This window comes from Mycobacterium sp. IDUB_28 (assembly GCF_055419285.1).
This window is the reverse complement of record NZ_JBVAXK010000001.1, coordinates 145,044-161,501: the sequence shown is the minus strand read 5'-3', so window position 1 is coordinate 161,501 and position 16,458 is coordinate 145,044. Positions and strand designations below refer to the sequence as shown.

Here is a 16,458-nt window from a genome sequence, read left to right as displayed (position 1 = left end):
GGGCCACGAAAGTGAAGAACATGGTTGTAATCGACGCCGTCGCGAAGTTCGTGAATTTCTTGCGGGCCGGCTACCCCACAGGAGTGCCGGCAACCGACACGTTCCCGGTATTGGCGGTACTGCCGCACCGACCGGCCTATCCGGAGTTGGCGCGACTCGGCTCAGCAGATCGCACCACCGCGGCCACCGCATAGGGACGCCACCCCGCGCCGGTCGGCGATCGAGCTGTCAGCGGTCGCCGGCAGACTCGTTCTGCAGACCTGAATCCTGAGGCACGGCCGCGCGACTCGCCGTCGCCGGACACAACGCGACCAGGGTCAACCCGCAGGCGAATACGAGCACGGTCAGCCCGGGGAGATGGCCGTCGGGTGCAAAGCCCAAGGCGGCCAGGAACGCCAGGGCGTACGCCGCGGCCGCGGTGCCGGTGAACATCGTCGCTTCGGTCCACCGTGGCGCGACCGGCAGCCCGAAGCTGGGCAACGGCGCGGCGAAAACCTGCCGGCCCCACCACAACACGAGCAGCTCTAGGGCGGTGACCAGGCCGAGCACGGCCCACCATTCCAGCCGCGCCAACCACCACCCGGCGGTTCCTTCAGGCGGCTGGGGCAACAACCCCGCCGGGTAGGCGATGACCGCCACGATCACCACGGGCAGCATGTGCCACAGGTACAGGGCCATCACGTTGGTGTTGGCCACCGCCAGGGCGCGGTGTACGAACCGTCCCCCCAGCACGCGGTTCAGCGCCGGCGCCACCGCCACCGCGATCCCGGCCTGCATGCACCCGAACGCCAGCATCGCCATCGATGGGGGTGTGGTGTTCTGGATGGCCTGACCCGGAACGCCGATCATGCTCACCGGGTACGGGCCGGGCCAGATCAGCAACATCAGCGCCACCGCCGACCCGACGGCCAGCAGTATCGCGCGGCGGCCGCTCAATGACCTGGCACGCCAAGCTATTCCGAGCTGGTACAGCGCGGCCCAGCACAGCAGGTAATTCAGCCAGCCCAGCCAGGACACCTGCCCGGCGAGCGAGATCACGTCGACGAGCACCACCGCTACGCCCAGGATGGCCGGGGCCCACAGGCCGCAACGTCGCTGGGCGGCAATCGCAATCGGCGTCAGCGACACCACCACCACGTAGACCGCGAGGAACCACAGGTGCATGGCCACCGCCCAGCCGGCGTACTCCAGCACCGCCCCGGCGACACCGGTGTAATCCAGGATCGCCACCGCGGTGGACACCAGCGCGACGTACACGGCGGTCGGTCCGAGGACGCGCGCCAGCCGACGCCGCAGCCACACCTGACGCGACATGCTGTCCCCGTCGTAACGGTGTTTCCAGGACACCGCGCCGGCGTAACCGGCCACCAGGAAGAACACCGGGACCGCCTGGAAGATCCAGGTCAGCCATTGCGTCCAGGGCAGGTCGAGAAGTGGATTCTGCCGACCGAACTGGCCGTCGTGGTAGGTGATCGCCGCGGCGAGCCAGTGCCCCAGCACGATGAGGACCACACCGGACACGCGGTAGTAGTCCACTGCCAGGTCGCGCGCTTTGTCGTCGTGCATTAGCGCGAGAGTACGCGTCTGGGGTTGCCGCAACGGCACGCAGCCAACGATCGCGCGGCACAGCTGAAGTGCTTCGGCGGCGACTAGATTCTGCGCACCAGAGCCGCTGCGCGCACGTCGTCACCCACGGTGAAATGCATGCGCACGGTGTCGCCGCTGGGCTGCCAGCGGATGATCAAGTTCTCGCCGTACTTGATGGGGCGGCGGTATTCGAGCACCGCGCGGTAAGGTCGCTGCTCCAGTTCGGGTACGCGGCCGAGTATTTCGTGTACGCCGTGCCAGTAGACTGTGTTGTTGACGTGCTCGAAGAGGTCGATGTCGGTGCGGCGCAACGGAAACGGGACTTCCCGCGCATCCTCGATCGGTGCGGTGAGCCACGGCCGCCACTTGAGTCGGTGCTCATCTGTGGTGCTGCCGAACCGCTGAACGGCGCCGTCGCTGAGCCGCGAGGGGGTCAGAGTGTCCTTGTTCATGCAGATCCAGAAGCCCGTGGTCTCGATGCGACCGCGCTCGGCGCCCAGCAGCTGCACCCGCATGTCGCACCATCTGCTGGAGAGTCCCGCACACCACCGGCGGAAGGTGATGTCGCTGGGTATCTCGAAGGGCTCGAACACGTCGATCACCGTGCGCAGCACGATCCAGTGCGGGTGGACTTCGGCCAGCTGCGCATCGGCGAGATGCTCGGCACCGACCTCCTGGATGTAGCGCGCGACGCCGTCCAGACGCAGCCTGCGGTGCTCGTCGATGTCGGATGTGCCCAGCCGCCAGCCGGTGCGATACACGTATCCCTGTTCGGGCACGTCGACCAGCGGTGCGTCCAGCTCGGCGTTGTCGGGCACGGCTGCTCCGCTAGGCATCGCTGAGCAGCTTCTCCAACTGCTCAGCGGCCGTGTTGAGTTTCGACTGGAACATCGACACCACCCGATCGCGTACCCGTGGCTTGTGCGACAACGGCGGCAGCAGCTCGGCGAGCAGATTCAGTCGCGCGGCACTCAGCCAATCGGTCAGGTCCGGATCGTCGAGCCAGCGGGCGAAATTACGCAGATCGGAACGGGTCAGACGCAGCCAGTCCACATCGCGGTCCGGATGCGGAATCGGTTCGCACAGCTCGTTTTTCACCGCATCCTCGGCGTAGGCGACCTCGACATGGGCGGTGAACGCGGCACTGAACACCTGCTGGCACCCGCGCACCGCCTGCAGCGTCACCTGACTGCCGTCGAAAACCGCGGTGGCGGGCCGCTCGGGCGCACCGTCGGCCGTGCAGTCGATGTAGAGCGTCGACGGTGTCGAGGTGACGGAACCCTGGTCCAGCACGATTTCGGTCGGCTCGATGCGTTGGACGTGCCCCAGCCTGACCACGTCCTCGATCCGGCGGAGTTGCTCGAACTCCGGCTGCGACACCGTCGCGCAGCGGTACATCCGCGGGCGTACCGCAGCGTCGAGTCGCAGCAGGGTACCGGCCGCCTCCAGCCTGTCGAACAGATCCTCGATCGATGTCGCGGCCTCGATCGCTTCCAGTTGTGCGCCGTAGTTGTCCCGGAACTGCTTGATGAACGACGGTCCCGGTTGCAGCGTGGCCCGGTCCATCAGCCAGGAGTCGCGGGGCTTGATCCAGGTCAGCCGCTCGGCGCCGATACCGTGCCGCAGCAGCCACAAACAGACGTCCATGCCGGTCTTGCCGGCGCCGACGATCACGTACCGGTCCCGGGCGCCGAACCGGGGCAACTCGTTGGGCGGCACACAGTCGATGCCCGGAGCCACGGCGTAGGGCGCCGGGCGCATGGATGGCACCACCGCGCGCAGGTAGGTGGCATCCACGACACGCCGCGTCACGTTGACGCTGTACTCAACACCCGCCAGGGTGCGGAAACGGTTGTCGCCCAGATATTCGCTCATCGGGAAGTACTCGACCCGCCCGGTAGGCAGGAACTGCTGTTGCATCACGGCATCGAAATACGCGCAGACTTCGCCAACGGGGGCAAGCTCATTAAGTCCCTGATTCCACCCGACACCGTCGATGGTGTTGTTGCCCAACGTCCTTGAATTCACCCCGTAGTAGGCCGACGGCTGGTGCAGGCGCACGAAGGGATACGCGGTAGTCCAGTGCCCGCCCGGCTGGTGTGCTTTGTCGACGATGACCACGCGGGCCTGCGACTCGTTGATCAGCGTGTCGGTGAACGCCATTCCCATAGCTCCGGCACCGATCACCAGGTAGTCGGTGTCCAGAGTCTGGACAGTCACTGGGTGCCTTCTTCTCTCATCGGTTCTCCTGTTGCCGCACGGTCAAGATGGCCGTTGCGCCACGATAGCGTGGCCACCGGGTAGGTTTGCGCAGATGGGCGCCGATCTCACCGTCGCAATCGCAGACGGCGTCGCGCTGCTGACCCTGAACCGACCGGAACGCCGCAACGCCTATACCGCGGAGATGGGTGCATTGCTCAACCAGGCGTACCGGCAGTGCGACGACGACGACGCGGTACGCGCGATCGTGCTGACCGGGGCCGGGGAGGCCTTTTGCGCCGGTGCCGACTTCGCCGCCGAAGCAGATCCGTTCAACGCGCCGTCCGGCCAGGCGTTCACCGCGTCACCGACCGACCCCGCCGCCTTCGAACTGCGCACCCCGGTGATCGCTGCGGTCAACGGGCACGCGATCGGAATCGGCCTCACCATTGCGCTGCAGACCGACATCCGGATCGTGGCCGAAGACGCCAAATATGCTGTGGCACAGGTACGTCGCGGCGTCATACCGGATTGCATGGCGCACTGGACACTGCCGCACCTGGTGGGTGGGGCAGTGGCGGCGGATCTGTTGCTGACCGGACGGAGCTTCGGCGGGGCCGAGGCGGTGGCGATGGGACTCGCCGTACGCGCGCTGCCGAGCGAACAGGTGCTCGACAATGCCATGGCGGTGGCCTATGACATCGCCGTCAATGTGGCGCCGATGTCGGCCGCGCTGAGCAAGCGACTGCTGTGGGACACCATGATCAACGGCTATCCACCCCGCCGGGTGGCGGACCTGGAAACGCGCCTGCATCACCGGGTGATGGGCAGCGCGGACTCCCGCGAGGGCGTAGCGGCGTTTCTGGGACGCCGCGCCCCGCACTGGACGACTTCGGTAGCGGGGCAGTGGCAGCCGTTGCCGGCGGAGGGCGAAGGGATGAACCGTTGACAAGTCTGCGGAGTCGGGCGCTGCCGGCGCTGCTTCGCTGGACGGGTCGGACGCGCGCCTATGCGAGCGTGGCGGCGGCGCACGCGCATATCGAACACTGCGCCCAGCACCGGCAGCTCTTCGGTCCGCCGCCGCGGTTGCGGCGCGATGTGGCGTTGGCGTTCGAGCGTGGGACGGGTTGGCCGATCTACACGCTGACGCCCAAGAAGCGCAAGACCGGCCCGCCCGAACGGACCGTCGTCTATCTGCACGGTGGCGCCTGGGTGAACGAAATCGCAAGCCAGCATTGGCGATTGGCCGCACAGATCGCCGCCGAATCCGAGGCGGAAGTGATCGTTCCCATCTACCCGCTGGTGCCGTTCGCCACCGCCGGCGACGTGGTACCAGTGATTGTGGACATGGTGCGCACGAGTGTTGCGCGGGGACGGAGCGTAGGGCTGGCCGGCGACTCCGCGGGCGGGCAGATCGCGTTGTCGACGGCGCTGTCACTGCGTGACGATCACGATGTCGTCGTCCCGCAGACGGTGCTGATCTCACCGGTGGTCGACCTGTCACTGTCCAATCCGCTCATCGATTCGGTCGACGACCCGTGGTTGCGTCGCGATGCCCTGCACGTGTTCGCTGAGCGGTGGCGTGGCGAGCTGCCGGTGGATGATCCGCGGGTCAGTCCGCTGGCGGCCGACCTCAGCGGACTGGGACCGCTGACGATTTTCAGCGGCACCCGCGACATCCTGCACCCCGACGCCCGAGCTTTGGTCGACAAGGCCACCGCCGCAGGCATATCCGTCGACTACCACGAACAAGACGGGTTACTGCACGTCTACCCGCTGACACCGACGCCCGAAGGTCGCACCGCGCGGGCCGTCATCGTGGAGCGGCTGGGGCGAACGTGAGCGCCGACGAGCAGTACTACGACCTCGGTTCCTACCGCCGCCCGGTCGAGACCGCATCTCCGTCCGCGCAGCTCTGGTTCGATCGTGGCCTGGTGTGGGCCTACGCGTTCAACCATGAGGAGGCCATTGCCTGCTTCGAACGCGCCCTGCACGCAGACCCGGATCTGGCCATCGCCCGGTGGGGCATCGCCTACGCGGTGGGCCCCAACTACAACAAAGCTTGGGCGGCTTTCGATCCCGTCGATCTGACCTCCTCGCTGGCCCGCGCCCGCGCTGAACTTGCGCTGGCCGCCGCCGGTCGCGGCAGCCCCGTCGAGCAGGACCTGATCGCCGCACTGCGGACCCGATTTCCCGTCGAGGACCACGCGGACACCGCACTGCTGGACGCTGCTCTCGATGCGTACGCCGATGCGATGACAGCGCTGGCCGCGAGCTACCCCGACGACCTCGACGTGCAGGCCCTCGCCGCCGACGCACTGCTCAACGTCACTGCATGGGCGTTATGGGACACCGCTTCCGGTGAGCCGGCCGCCGGTTCGCGGGTGGTCGAGGCCCGAGCGATCCTCGAACGGGCAATGGCCGAGCCGGCAGGCCGTACCCACCCCGGCATCCTGCACCTGTATCTGCACGCGATGGAGATGTCGGCGACGCCGGAGGTGGCGCTGCCGGCCGCCGACGCGTTGCGCGGCCTGGTGCCCGATGCCGGACATCTGCAGCACATGCCCAGCCACATCGACGTGCTGTGCGGTGACTACGGCAGTTCGATCGACGCCAACCGTGCTGCGGTGCAGGCGGATCGACGTTTCCTCGACCGCGCGGGCCCGCTGAATTTCTACTCGTTGTACCGTGCGCACGATCTGCACTTCATCGTGTATTCCGCGATGTTCCAGGGACAGTCGCGCATCGCGCTGCAAGCCGCCGACGAGCTCGCCGGGCAGCTGACACCCGAGCTGCTGTCGATCCAGTCCCCGCCGATGGCCGACTGGCTGGAGGCATTCGTGCCGCTGCGCACTCATGTCCTGGTCCGATTCGGTCGCTGGGCGGAGTTGGCCGCGCAGCCGCTACCGCCGGACCCGCAGCTGTACTGCACCACCGCCGCAACCGTGCACTACGGTCGCGGTGTCGCGCTGGCCGCCACCGGCCAGATCGCACAGGCCGAGAAGGCGCGCGTGGCCTTCGCCGATGCGTATCAGCGCATACCGGAAACGCGGTACTTGTTCAACAACACCAGCCGCGACATCCTCGCGGTGGCCGCCGCCATGCTTGACGGTGAAATCGCCTATCGGGCAGGCTCTTTCGACGAGGCTTTCGCACACCTGAGACGCGCCGTCGAACTCGATGACGCACTACCCTACGACGAGCCGTGGGGCTGGATGCAGCCCACCCGGCACGCCTATGGGGCACTGCTGTTGGAGCAGGACCACGTGGCCGAGGCGGCCGCGGTGTACGCCGCTGATCTGGGCTTCGACCCGACGTTGGCCCGGTGTTGTCAGCATCCCGGCAACGTGTGGAGCCTGCACGGTTACCACGAATGCCTGAAACGGTTGGGGCGCAACGACGAAGCCGTCATCGTCGGTCAGCAACTCAGGCTCGCCGCGGCGCGCGCCGACGTACCGATTCGCGCGTCGTGCGCGTGCCGACTCGACACTAGCAGCGTGACAGGGCGACACCGTCGTTGATCATGGATCGCGCACCCGTGCCGACGGTTGCCGGCCCAACGTCGTGTGGTTCTGGATGTCGCCGACGCAGCGTTCCACGCCCACGTAGGTAGAACTCATCGCCGGGGTCTGCGAAAGCGGATCGACCGGTTCGCCGTCGATCAGCAGGTTGCGGTTCACCCCGAATGATTGCGGCGCGTCGCGGCCGTGCGGGTCGAAGACCCGCGAACCCCAGCCGTGGTCTAGCACAATCAGGCCGCGCCGCGGCCGATCGCTCAGCGACGCGGTGGCCCGCACCTCGCCGACCGGCGAATACACCCGCACCAGGTCGCCGTCGCGGACACCGAGGACGGCCGCGTCGGCCGGGTGGATGAGCACTGCGCTGCCCTTGCCGCCGGGATGCAGGCCGGGCAGGTCGTTGAGAAACGAGTTCATGGAGTGCCGGTGCCGGCGGTTACCCAGCTGGAACGGGTAGTCGGACGGCGCCTCGGGTGGCGGACTGGCCAGCAACTCGCGGGTGCGGGTTACGAACTCCGGTGGCGCCACCTGGACACGGTTGTCGGCGGTGCGCAAGGCAGCCGAGAAGTGGCCGTACTCCCGCGGACCGAGCACCATGCCATGCGGGTGAGCCAGCAAGTCGCGCCATTTCAGCTTGCGGCCGTTCACCTTTCGCGACATCGCGACGATCAGCCGGTTGATCCAGTGCGGGGAGAAGGCCAGCGTGGGCCGTCGGACGGTGCGGGCCAGCCGTCGGCTGGTCTTGACGAACGCGTTGACGCCCTTGACGCCGAACAGGGGGACGTCCATGGCCAGCGCCAGGTCGACGAAGACGCGCCACTCCTCCCGTGCGGCCGGGGGCGGATCGACCGCACGCACGCCGTACTGCACGTAGGGCTCGTCGTGCAGATTGCTGGTCAACGCCAGCAGGTCGTCGCGCTCCAGCCAGTGCACCGCGGGCAGTAACCAGTGCGCGTGCCGGTGACTTTCGCGCTGCACAAAGTCGATCGCCACCAAGAGGTCGAGTTGAGCCAGCGCCTGGTCGAGCGCCGCACCGTCGGGACCGGAGACCACCGGATTGCCCGAATTGATCACCAGGGCGCGGATCTGCCCGGGCCCCGGGGTGGTGATCTCGGCCGGCAGTTCGCTCAGCGCGTGCGCCCCGGCCACCATGGCGCGACCGGCCAGTCGACTGCGGTGCCCCGAGGGTTTGGCGGTGGCGGCCAGCTGCAACGCGTCGATGTAACCCGGTTCGAAACGCCGGCCACCCGGCCGGTCCATCCGCCCGGTGATCACGTTGAGCACCTGGCCCAGCCATTCACCGACGGTGCCGGACACGTGCAGCGAGATCCCGGTGCGCGTCACCGCCATCGCCGCGGCGGCTCCCGCGAATTCCCTTGCCGTGCACTCGATCTGCATGCGCGGTATGCCGCAGCGTTGAGCCAGGTCGTCGAGGTCTGCCTCAGTCACCAGTGCCCGCAGCGCGGGCAACCCGCTGGTGATTCGTGCGCAGTCGAGGCAGTGGTGCAGATCCTCCTCCAGGATCACCTTCACCATGCCCAGCAGCAGTGCCCAGTCCTGGCCGGGACGCACGGCGAGATGGACGTCGGCCTTATCGGCGGACTCGGTGCGCAACGGATCGACGACGACGATCTTGGCGCCCGACCGTTGGCGTGCCAGCGCGCGCTTCCAGCCGCCGGGGGCGCTTTCCACCCAATTCCACGCGCTCACTGCGGGATTGGCGCCGACGAGCAGGAAGTAGTCGCAGTGGTCGATATCGGAGACCGGCACCATGATCGACGAGCCGTACATCGCCTCGGCCACCACGTGCAGCGCATTCTGGTCGACCGAGCCCACCGCGTAGCGATTCTGGGTGCCGACGGCGTCCAGCCAGCCGTTCATGAAGATCAGATTCGACGACGAGTATCCGGCGGGGTTGCCGTAGTACGCGCCGATGGCGTCGGGTCCGTCGGCGTCGATCAGCGCGGTCATCCGGGTCGCGATGTCGGCGATGGCCTCGTCCCAGGAGGCCGCCACATATCGGTCGCCCACGCGTCGCATCGGAGCGAGGATCCGGCGCGGGTGTTCGACGAGTTGGGCGGCGTTGCGACCCTTGGCGCAGAAGTCCTGCCAACTATGCGGATTCTGCTTGTCGGCCGCGATCTTGACCACCCGGTTGTCCTCGACGCTGACCTCGATCCCGCACGAGGCCAGGCAATACCGGCAGAAGGTGAAGACGGTCCGCGTACCGGCAGTTCGGTCGGGCGGATCCATCGTTTGAGCGTGACACTTCAGCCCGATTTTGTATAGTTCGGCGCTGTACAGTCGCTCAGCATTGCTGTTACAGTCCGCAGCCAGGAGAGGCGGAAGACCATGACTGAGCGACTACGGGACATCCGGGAGCTGGCCGACGACTCCGACGCTTACCGCGACGAGCTGTACCGGCGCTGGACCGGCCTGCTCAGTTACCGCTACATCGGGCGCAAGCACTCCTCCATGGACCTCGGCGAGGTCGACAACACGGTCACCATCCGCCGCGACATGCGCAATGAGGCGGGCGGCATTCTCGTTGCGCCGCTTGCTATCTCGTCGCCGGAGGGGTGTCAGACCGACATGGTGGCGGTGCCCAACCCAGTGATCGCCTCGGTGCAGATCGTCGATCCCGGCTTCGATGTGTCCCGCATCGAGATCGTCGATTCGGGCATCGTGCACCAGGGGCGCACCATGGGTTACGGCCGGTGCAAAATCGTCGATGCCGACAACCCCGACCGGGTGATCGCGTTCAACGAGGGGCAGGGCGCGATCATCGGTATTCCGCCGAAAGGCCTTGACCGGATGGATGTTTCGGGCACCGAGTTGGTTATCGAGGACTCACCCGACCTGCCGCCGCTGTGGGATGCGTTCGGCGCCGGCAAGCGTCCCGACGGTCACTGGGTGCTTCCCGCCCTCAGCGCCGAATTCGCCTCGCCCGATGCGGCGCTGCACATCGGGCCTCAACATGTCGTCCTCGAGACCGCAGCGACCGACCTCGCTGCCGAGGTTGCCGGTACGCGGAGACTTCAGGTCGTCAGCTGGCACGTGATGTTCATGTCGCGGGGCAAAGTAGGGCCATTCCGGGTCGACGGCAGCGCGCACCCGGGCGGACCCGGACGAGTCGGTGTGCGGATGTTGCTGCACGACGAGGGGAACGGGGATAGGGCCGTCACCTCGGCCGCAGCGGTCTTCGACGTACTCGGCTGTGCCGATTCCGCGGAAACGAGCCGCATAGCTCCGTGATGTTCTAGGGTCCGGTGATGCCGCGCGAAGGTGACCTACCGAGCGCCGACCACGAACTGTCATTGGGGGAGACGACCTGATGGACTTTCCGATGTTGCCACCGGAAGTCAACTCGCTGCGCATGTTTCTCGGAGCCGGGTCCGAGCCGCTGCTGGCCGCGGCGGCGGCTTGGGACGGTCTGGCCGAGGAGCTCAGCGCTGCGGCCACGTCGTTCGGTTCGGTGACTGCCGGACTCGTCGATTCGGCGTGGCAAGGTCCGGCCGCCGCGGCGATGACGGCTGCGGCGTCGCCGTATGCAGGATGGCTGAGCGCGGCGGCGGCCCATGCGCAGGGTGCGGGCGGACAGGCCAGGGCGATCGCCACCGCGTTCGAGGCCGCTCGGTCGGCCATTGTGCATCCGGCGGAGATCGCGCTCAACCGCTCGCAGCTGGTGGCGCTGGTGCGCTCAAACCTGTTCGGCCTCAACGCTCCTGCGATTGCGGCGGCCGAGGCGGTCTATGAGCAGATGTGGGCTCGCGACGTCAGCGCCATGGTGAGCTACTACGGCGGAGCGGCGTCGGCAGCGGCGCAGTTGACCCCCTGGCAGCTGCTCCAAGAGGCCCCGGCCATCAATCTCGGCATCGGCAACCTCGGCAAACTCAACCTCGGCAACGGCAACAACGGTTTGGCCAACCTCGGCAACGGCAACCTCGGCAACCAAAACGTCGGCAGCGGCAACTACGGAGATTCCAACCTCGGCGGCGGCAACAGCGGCGATCAGAACATCGGCGGCGGCAACCTCGGCAACCAGAATTTCGGCGTCGGAAACCGCGGCAACGCCAACCTCGGCGCGGGGAACTACGGTAACGAAAACCTCGGAAACGGCAACCGCGGCATCGGAAATCACGGGCTGGCCAACATCGGCAACCACAATGTGGGGTTGGCGAACACCGGCAGCGGCAACCAGGGCCTGGCGAACACCGGGAATGGCAACGTGGGGCTGTGGAACACCGGTAACGGCAACATCGGCATCGGGCTCACCGGTGACAACCAGATCGGCATCGGCGGATTGAACTCCGGCAGCGGCAATGTCGGATTGTTCAGTTCGGGCACGTCGAACGCGGGGTTCTTCAATTCGGGCACCGAGAACGCCGGTTTGTTCAACGCCGGTTCCAAGAACTGGGGCCTGGCCAACAGCGGCGAGGTGAACACCGGCTTCGGCAACTCCGGCGCGTCATCGACCGGCTTTTTCAATTCCGCCACCTCGAACACCGGCTTCGCAAACTCCGACAATTTCAACACCGGGAACTTCAATTCCGGCATCGGCAACACCGGAAGCTTCAACGCGGGCAGCTATAACACGGGTAGCTCCAACGCCGCCGGCTTCAACACCGGCTTCGGCAACTCCGGTGCCAGCAACACCGGGCTGTGGAACTCGGGCAGTGTGCAGACCGGCGTCGGATCGACGGTGGCCGGCACCGGCTCCAGCTCCGGCTGGTTCAACAGCGGGGTCGGCAGCTCCGGCTTCTACAACTCCGGCAACGGTGCCTCAGGGTTCCAGAACACCGACTCCAATGCATCGGGAGTGCGCAACACGGCCCCGGCGTCGGGCTACCAGAACGACAGCGGTTCGTCCTCGGGTGTGTTGAACACCGGCTTCCTGTTCATGTCCGGCTTGGGCAATTCGGGCTTCGGCAACTCCGGTGTCTACAACGTGGGTACCTTCGTGGCCGGTTTGTTCCGCCGGTAGCTCCCGTCCGATCAGACGCCCGCCAAGGCGTCCTGTTCGGTCCGCTCTCCAGACTTCTTTGGCCAGGGCGCGGGCACCGGGCGCTGGCGGACTCGTTGCGGCCACCAGAACCATTTGCCCAGCAGCGCAGCGATCGACGGGGTCATCAGCGACCGAACGATCAACGTGTCGAACAACAAACCGAGCCCGATGGTCGTGCCGACCTGGCCGATCACCGTGAGCTCGCTGACCGCCATCGTCATCATCGTGAACGCGAACACCAACCCCGCCGAGGTGACCACCGAACCGGTGCCGCCCATCGCCCGGATGATCCCGGTGTTCAGACCGGCATGGATCTCTTCTTTGAAACGCGACACCAGCAGCAGGTTGTAGTCGGCTCCCACGGCCAGCAGGATGATCACCGACATCGCCAGCACCATCCAGTGCAGTTCGATGCCGAGCAGGTGCTGCCAGATGAGCACTGACAGCCCGAACGACGCGCCGAGAGAAAGCAATACGGTGCCCACGATGACCGCTGAGGCCACCACGCTGCGGGTCAGGATCAGCATGATGATGAAAATCAGGCACATGGACGCGATTCCGGCGATCAGCAGGTCGTAGTTGCTGCCGTCCCGCATGTCCTTGAAGGTGGCCGCGGTGCCACCGAGCATGATCTTGGAGCCCTCCATCGGGGTGCCCTTGAGCGCCTCGTAGGCGGCCTTCTTGATCGTGTCGATGTGCGAAATGCCTTCCGCGGACATCGGATCGCCGTCGTGACTGATGATGAAGCGCACGGCGTGGCCGTCGGGGGAGATGAAGTTCTTCATGCCCTTCTTGAACTCGGGGTTGTCGAACGTCTCCGGCGGCAGGTAGAAGGAGTCGTCGTTCTTCGACGCATCGAAGGCCCGGCCCATGGCGGACGAGTCGCGCTGTGCCCGCTGCTGCTGCTCCAGCAGACCTTTCTGGGTCGAATACATGGTCAGCATCATGGTTTTCATGTTCTTCATGTTCTGGATCATCTCGGGCATCAGCGCGTTCATCCGCGGCATCAGTGTGTCCAGATGTTCCATGACCGGGATCAGGCTCTGGATGTCATCGGTCATCGTGTCGATGCCGTCCAGGGCGTCGAACACCGACCGCAACGAGAAGCACACCGGAATGTCGTAGCAGTGTTTCTCCCAGTAGAAGTACGAGCGGATGGGTCGGAAGAAGTCCTCGAAATTGGCCATGTGGTCGCGTAATTCGGCGACGTCCATGGTCATGCTCTTCATCTTGGCGACCATCACGTGCATGTCGTTGGTCATCTGCTGGGTGATGTCCTGCATCTGCACCATGCTGTTGATGGTCGTCTGCATCTCCTCGGACTGCTTGAGCATGTCCGCGATCTGATCTTCTTGGTACTTCTGGGTCATCTGCTGGCTGACGCCCTGCATGCTGATCTGGAACGGGATCGAGGTGTGCTCGATCGGGGTTCCCTCGGGGCGGGTAATGGCCTGGACCCGGCTGATGCCGGGTACCCGGAAGATCGACTTGGCGATCTTGTCGATGACCAGGAAGTCCGCGGAATTGCGCAGATCGTGGTCACTTTCGATCATCAGCAACTCGGGATTCATCCGGGCCTTGGAGAAGTGCCGATCGGCGGCCGCATAGCCCGCATTCGCCGGCAGGTCGGCGGGCAGGTAATTGCGGTCGTTGTAGTTGGTCCGGTAGCCGGGCAGGGTGAGCAGACCGACCAGCGCGACGCCGATCGTCACGACCAGGACCGGGCCGGGCCAGCGGACGACGAGCGCGCCGATCTTGCGCCAACCGCGAATACGCTGGGCGCGTTTGGGTTCCAGGGTCTGCCGGAAGCGCGACGCCACCGATATGACGGCGGGACCCAGGGTCAACGCCGCCAACACCACCACGACCATGCCGATGGCCAGCGGGACGCCCAGGGTCTGGAAGTAGGGCAGATTGGTGAAGTGCAGGCAGAACGTCGCGCCGGCAATGGTCAGGCCGGAGCCGAGCACCACGTGTGCGGTGCCGTGAAACATGGTGTAGTAGGCGTCTTCTCGTGATTCACCGACTGCTCTGGCTTCTTGATATCGCCCGATCAGGAAGATCGCATAGTCAGTGGCCGCCGCGATCGCCAACGTCACCAGCAGGTTGCACGCGAATGTGGACAGCCCGATGATCTTGTAGTAGCCCAAAAATGCGACCGCGCCGCGAGCGGCGGCCAACTCGAAGACCACCATCATCAACGTGAGCAGAACCGTGACGATGGAGCGGTAGACCATCAACAGCATGGCGATGATGACGACGAAGGTCGCCATGGTGATCACCTGCAGGCTGCGGTCGCCGGCGAGGTGTTGGTCGGCTTCCAACGCCGATGGCCCGGTCACGTAGGCCTTGACCCCCTGGGGTGGGGTGGTGTGCTTGACGATGGTCTGGACGGCCTCGACGGAGTCGTTGGCCTTGGTCTCACCCATGTTCCCGACGAGGTAGACCTGGACGTAGGCGGCCTTCCCGTCGTTGCTCTGTGCGCCGGCACCGGTGAGCGGATCGCTCCAGAAGTCTTGAACGTGCTCGACGTGCGCGGTGTCGGCCTCGAGCTTTTTGACTATCTGGTCGTAGTAGGCGTGCGCTTCGGCGCCCAGCGCGTTCTGGCCCTCCAGGACGATCATCACCGAACTGTTGGACTTGTACTCCTTGAACACCTCGCCGACGCGCTTGGTCGCGATCACCGATTGCGCGTCGTCCGGGCTCATCGAGACCGAACGCAGCTTGCCGACCTCGTCGAGCTGGGGGACGACGACGTTGAGCAGCGCGATCAGCGCGATCCACCCCAGGATGATCAGCACGGCGAATTTGCGGATGAAGTGCGGAATCGCCTCGCGGGCCGCGTGTTTGGCGACGGGGAACGAATCGGTGGGCGCGTCTTGCAGAGTAGTGCTCATGCTGATTTCACCAAGCAGGAAGTCAGGGCGTGCACGCCGTTGGATGTTTGTTCGTCTTTGACTTCGTCGTCGACGGTGATACGACAGCCCAGGAAATCACCGTCACTTTGCGCCGAGATGTTCGGAAAGACCGAGGGTGCGGTGGTGCTGAGCACCAGTGTCCAGGGCAGGGGAGCGCCGTCCAGCCGCTGCGGCTCGGCGCTGAGATCGAGGTAGTTGACGTTGGCGCGGGTCGCCGAGCCGAAGATCTCGTACTTGACGACCTTGGGCTTGAAGGGCTTGGAGTCGTCAACCTTTGCGCTGGTCAGGTCATTTTGCTGGTCGGCGGTGTAGAACGACTTGACCCGGGTCACCGCGAAGCCCCCGATGGCCACGACTGCCACGATCAGCAGCGGCAACCAGGCGTTGCGCACGATCTTTGCCATCTGCACCTACGTGAGCCTTTCCTGGTCGCACGACGAATTGCCTTGCATCACAAGCGATTATGGGTCGCGCGAGTTACGCAGCCCGAGGTGGCCCGATGCGATAGTAAGACGAGCTAACCGGACCACCTGTACATCATCTGCATATTTTGCAGAGTATGCAACTTTCTGTAATCCCGGTCACGCTCTCACTGCGTGAAGATGCTGTTGACCAGCGCGGCAGCACGTTCGACATAGGGCATCGGCGTGTCACCGGCGTCCTCGGGTTCGCTGCTCGACCACCTCTCGATGCCCGAGCGCACCGCCGTCAACGCTAGCGCGGAGATCAGGGCGGAGACTTCGTCGTCGGAGGGCATGCCTTGGCGTTTGGCGACGATCTCGGTCAATTGCGTCTGGAAACGCTCCAGGTCGGCAAGGAACGCCGCCAGCACCGCGGGGGTGGTTTTTGCCAGGTCGAGCATGCAGACGGCCTGCTCACGCTCCGGTGGCATGTCGCGAAGATGGTGGGCCGCCAGAGTGATCAGTTCGGCCAGCACCACGTGGAGGGGCGCGGGTCCGGCTGCGACGAACTCGTCGGCCAATTCCGGCGGCAGGTCGGACGGGCCGTAGGCGATCGCGGCTTCCTTATTGGGGAAGTAGTTGAAGAAGGTGCGGGTGGAAATTCCGGCCTGAGTGCAGATTTCCTCGATGGTGACCCGGTCCCAGCCGCGGACCTGCGCCAAGCGCACCGCAGCACCGCGGATGTCCGCGCTGGTCTGTCGGCGTCGTCGCTCGCGGAGGCTCAACTGATTGGCCATAACTTCCAATAGTTGCACGTTCTGCACACTTTG

At 65.7% G+C, this 16,458-nt stretch carries 13 protein-coding genes; 6 read left to right on the top strand and 7 right to left on the bottom strand.

Annotated elements, in window-relative coordinates; all coding sequences use genetic code 11:
- The first annotated feature begins 20 nt into the window (after positions 1 to 20).
- Positions 21 to 194 (top strand): DUF3349 domain-containing protein, encoded by a 174-nt coding sequence (locus ACZYZ9_RS00795; RefSeq protein ID WP_463824342.1) that lies wholly within the window; start codon positions 21 to 23, stop codon positions 192 to 194.
- 34 nt (positions 195 to 228) lie between these two features.
- On the opposite strand, the gene ACZYZ9_RS00790 is transcribed toward ACZYZ9_RS00795, so the two are convergent.
- The 3 genes from ACZYZ9_RS00790 to ACZYZ9_RS00780 form a co-directional block, all read right to left on the bottom strand.
- A complete protein-coding gene (locus tag ACZYZ9_RS00790) occupies positions 229 to 1,566 on the bottom strand; it encodes an acyltransferase family protein (RefSeq protein WP_463824341.1) in 1,338 nt (445 codons plus the stop codon).
- Positions 1,567 to 1,649: 83 nt separating this feature from the next.
- The gene (locus ACZYZ9_RS00785; RefSeq protein ID WP_463824340.1) at positions 1,650 to 2,423 is read right to left on the bottom strand and encodes an acyl-[acyl-carrier-protein] thioesterase; all 774 of its coding nucleotides are present in this window, start codon (positions 2,421 to 2,423) and stop codon (positions 1,650 to 1,652) included.
- Positions 2,416 to 3,807, bottom strand: coding sequence for an NAD(P)-binding protein (locus ACZYZ9_RS00780; protein WP_463824339.1), 1,392 nt, complete (start codon positions 3,805 to 3,807; stop codon positions 2,416 to 2,418). Before ACZYZ9_RS00780 ends, ACZYZ9_RS00785 begins: the two co-directional genes overlap by 8 nt.
- 94 nt (positions 3,808 to 3,901) lie before the next feature.
- Between ACZYZ9_RS00780 and ACZYZ9_RS00775 the strand changes: the two genes are divergently transcribed.
- The 3 genes from ACZYZ9_RS00775 to ACZYZ9_RS00765 are packed head-to-tail and all read left to right on the top strand — an operon-like array spanning position 3,902 to position 7,307.
- Positions 3,902 to 4,735: an enoyl-CoA hydratase-related protein gene (locus ACZYZ9_RS00775; protein WP_463824338.1), complete on the top strand. Its 834-nt coding sequence runs from the start codon at positions 3,902 to 3,904 to the stop codon at positions 4,733 to 4,735.
- Positions 4,732 to 5,628: an alpha/beta hydrolase gene (locus ACZYZ9_RS00770; protein WP_463824337.1), complete on the top strand. Its 897-nt coding sequence runs from the start codon at positions 4,732 to 4,734 to the stop codon at positions 5,626 to 5,628. The genes ACZYZ9_RS00775 and ACZYZ9_RS00770 overlap by 4 nt, the downstream gene beginning before the upstream one ends.
- Positions 5,625 to 7,307 carry a tetratricopeptide repeat protein gene (locus ACZYZ9_RS00765; RefSeq protein ID WP_463824336.1) on the top strand — a complete coding sequence of 561 codons (1,683 nt, stop codon included), beginning with the start codon at positions 5,625 to 5,627 and terminating at the stop codon, positions 7,305 to 7,307. Before ACZYZ9_RS00770 ends, ACZYZ9_RS00765 begins: the two co-directional genes overlap by 4 nt.
- Here the strand turns inward: ACZYZ9_RS00765 and ACZYZ9_RS00760 are convergent, their stop codons facing one another.
- Complete coding sequence (locus ACZYZ9_RS00760; RefSeq protein WP_463824335.1) at positions 7,308 to 9,557, bottom strand: molybdopterin-containing oxidoreductase family protein; 2,250 nt, start codon at positions 9,555 to 9,557, stop codon at positions 7,308 to 7,310.
- A 99-nt stretch (positions 9,558 to 9,656) separates the two neighbouring features.
- Here ACZYZ9_RS00760 and ACZYZ9_RS00755 point away from each other — a divergent pair, with 99 nt between their 5' ends.
- Positions 9,657 to 10,559 carry a hypothetical protein gene (locus ACZYZ9_RS00755; RefSeq protein WP_463824334.1) on the top strand — a complete coding sequence of 301 codons (903 nt, stop codon included), beginning with the start codon at positions 9,657 to 9,659 and terminating at the stop codon, positions 10,557 to 10,559.
- A gap of 79 nt (positions 10,560 to 10,638) precedes the next feature.
- The gene (locus ACZYZ9_RS00750; protein ID WP_463824333.1) at positions 10,639 to 12,288 is read left to right on the top strand and encodes a PPE family protein; all 1,650 of its coding nucleotides are present in this window, start codon (positions 10,639 to 10,641) and stop codon (positions 12,286 to 12,288) included.
- 11 nt (positions 12,289 to 12,299) lie between these two features.
- Here the strand turns inward: ACZYZ9_RS00750 and ACZYZ9_RS00745 are convergent, their stop codons facing one another.
- The 3 genes from ACZYZ9_RS00745 to ACZYZ9_RS00735 form a co-directional block, all read right to left on the bottom strand.
- The gene (locus ACZYZ9_RS00745) at positions 12,300 to 15,206 is read right to left on the bottom strand and encodes an MMPL/RND family transporter (RefSeq protein WP_463824332.1); all 2,907 of its coding nucleotides are present in this window, start codon (positions 15,204 to 15,206) and stop codon (positions 12,300 to 12,302) included.
- Entirely contained in the window at positions 15,203 to 15,631 is a 429-nt protein-coding gene (locus ACZYZ9_RS00740) for an MmpS family transport accessory protein (RefSeq protein ID WP_463824331.1), read from the bottom strand. The genes ACZYZ9_RS00745 and ACZYZ9_RS00740 overlap by 4 nt, the downstream gene beginning before the upstream one ends.
- A 185-nt stretch (positions 15,632 to 15,816) precedes the next feature.
- Complete coding sequence (locus tag ACZYZ9_RS00735) at positions 15,817 to 16,425, bottom strand: TetR family transcriptional regulator (RefSeq protein ID WP_463824330.1); 609 nt, start codon at positions 16,423 to 16,425, stop codon at positions 15,817 to 15,819.
- Positions 16,426 to 16,458: the final 33 nt, after the last annotated feature.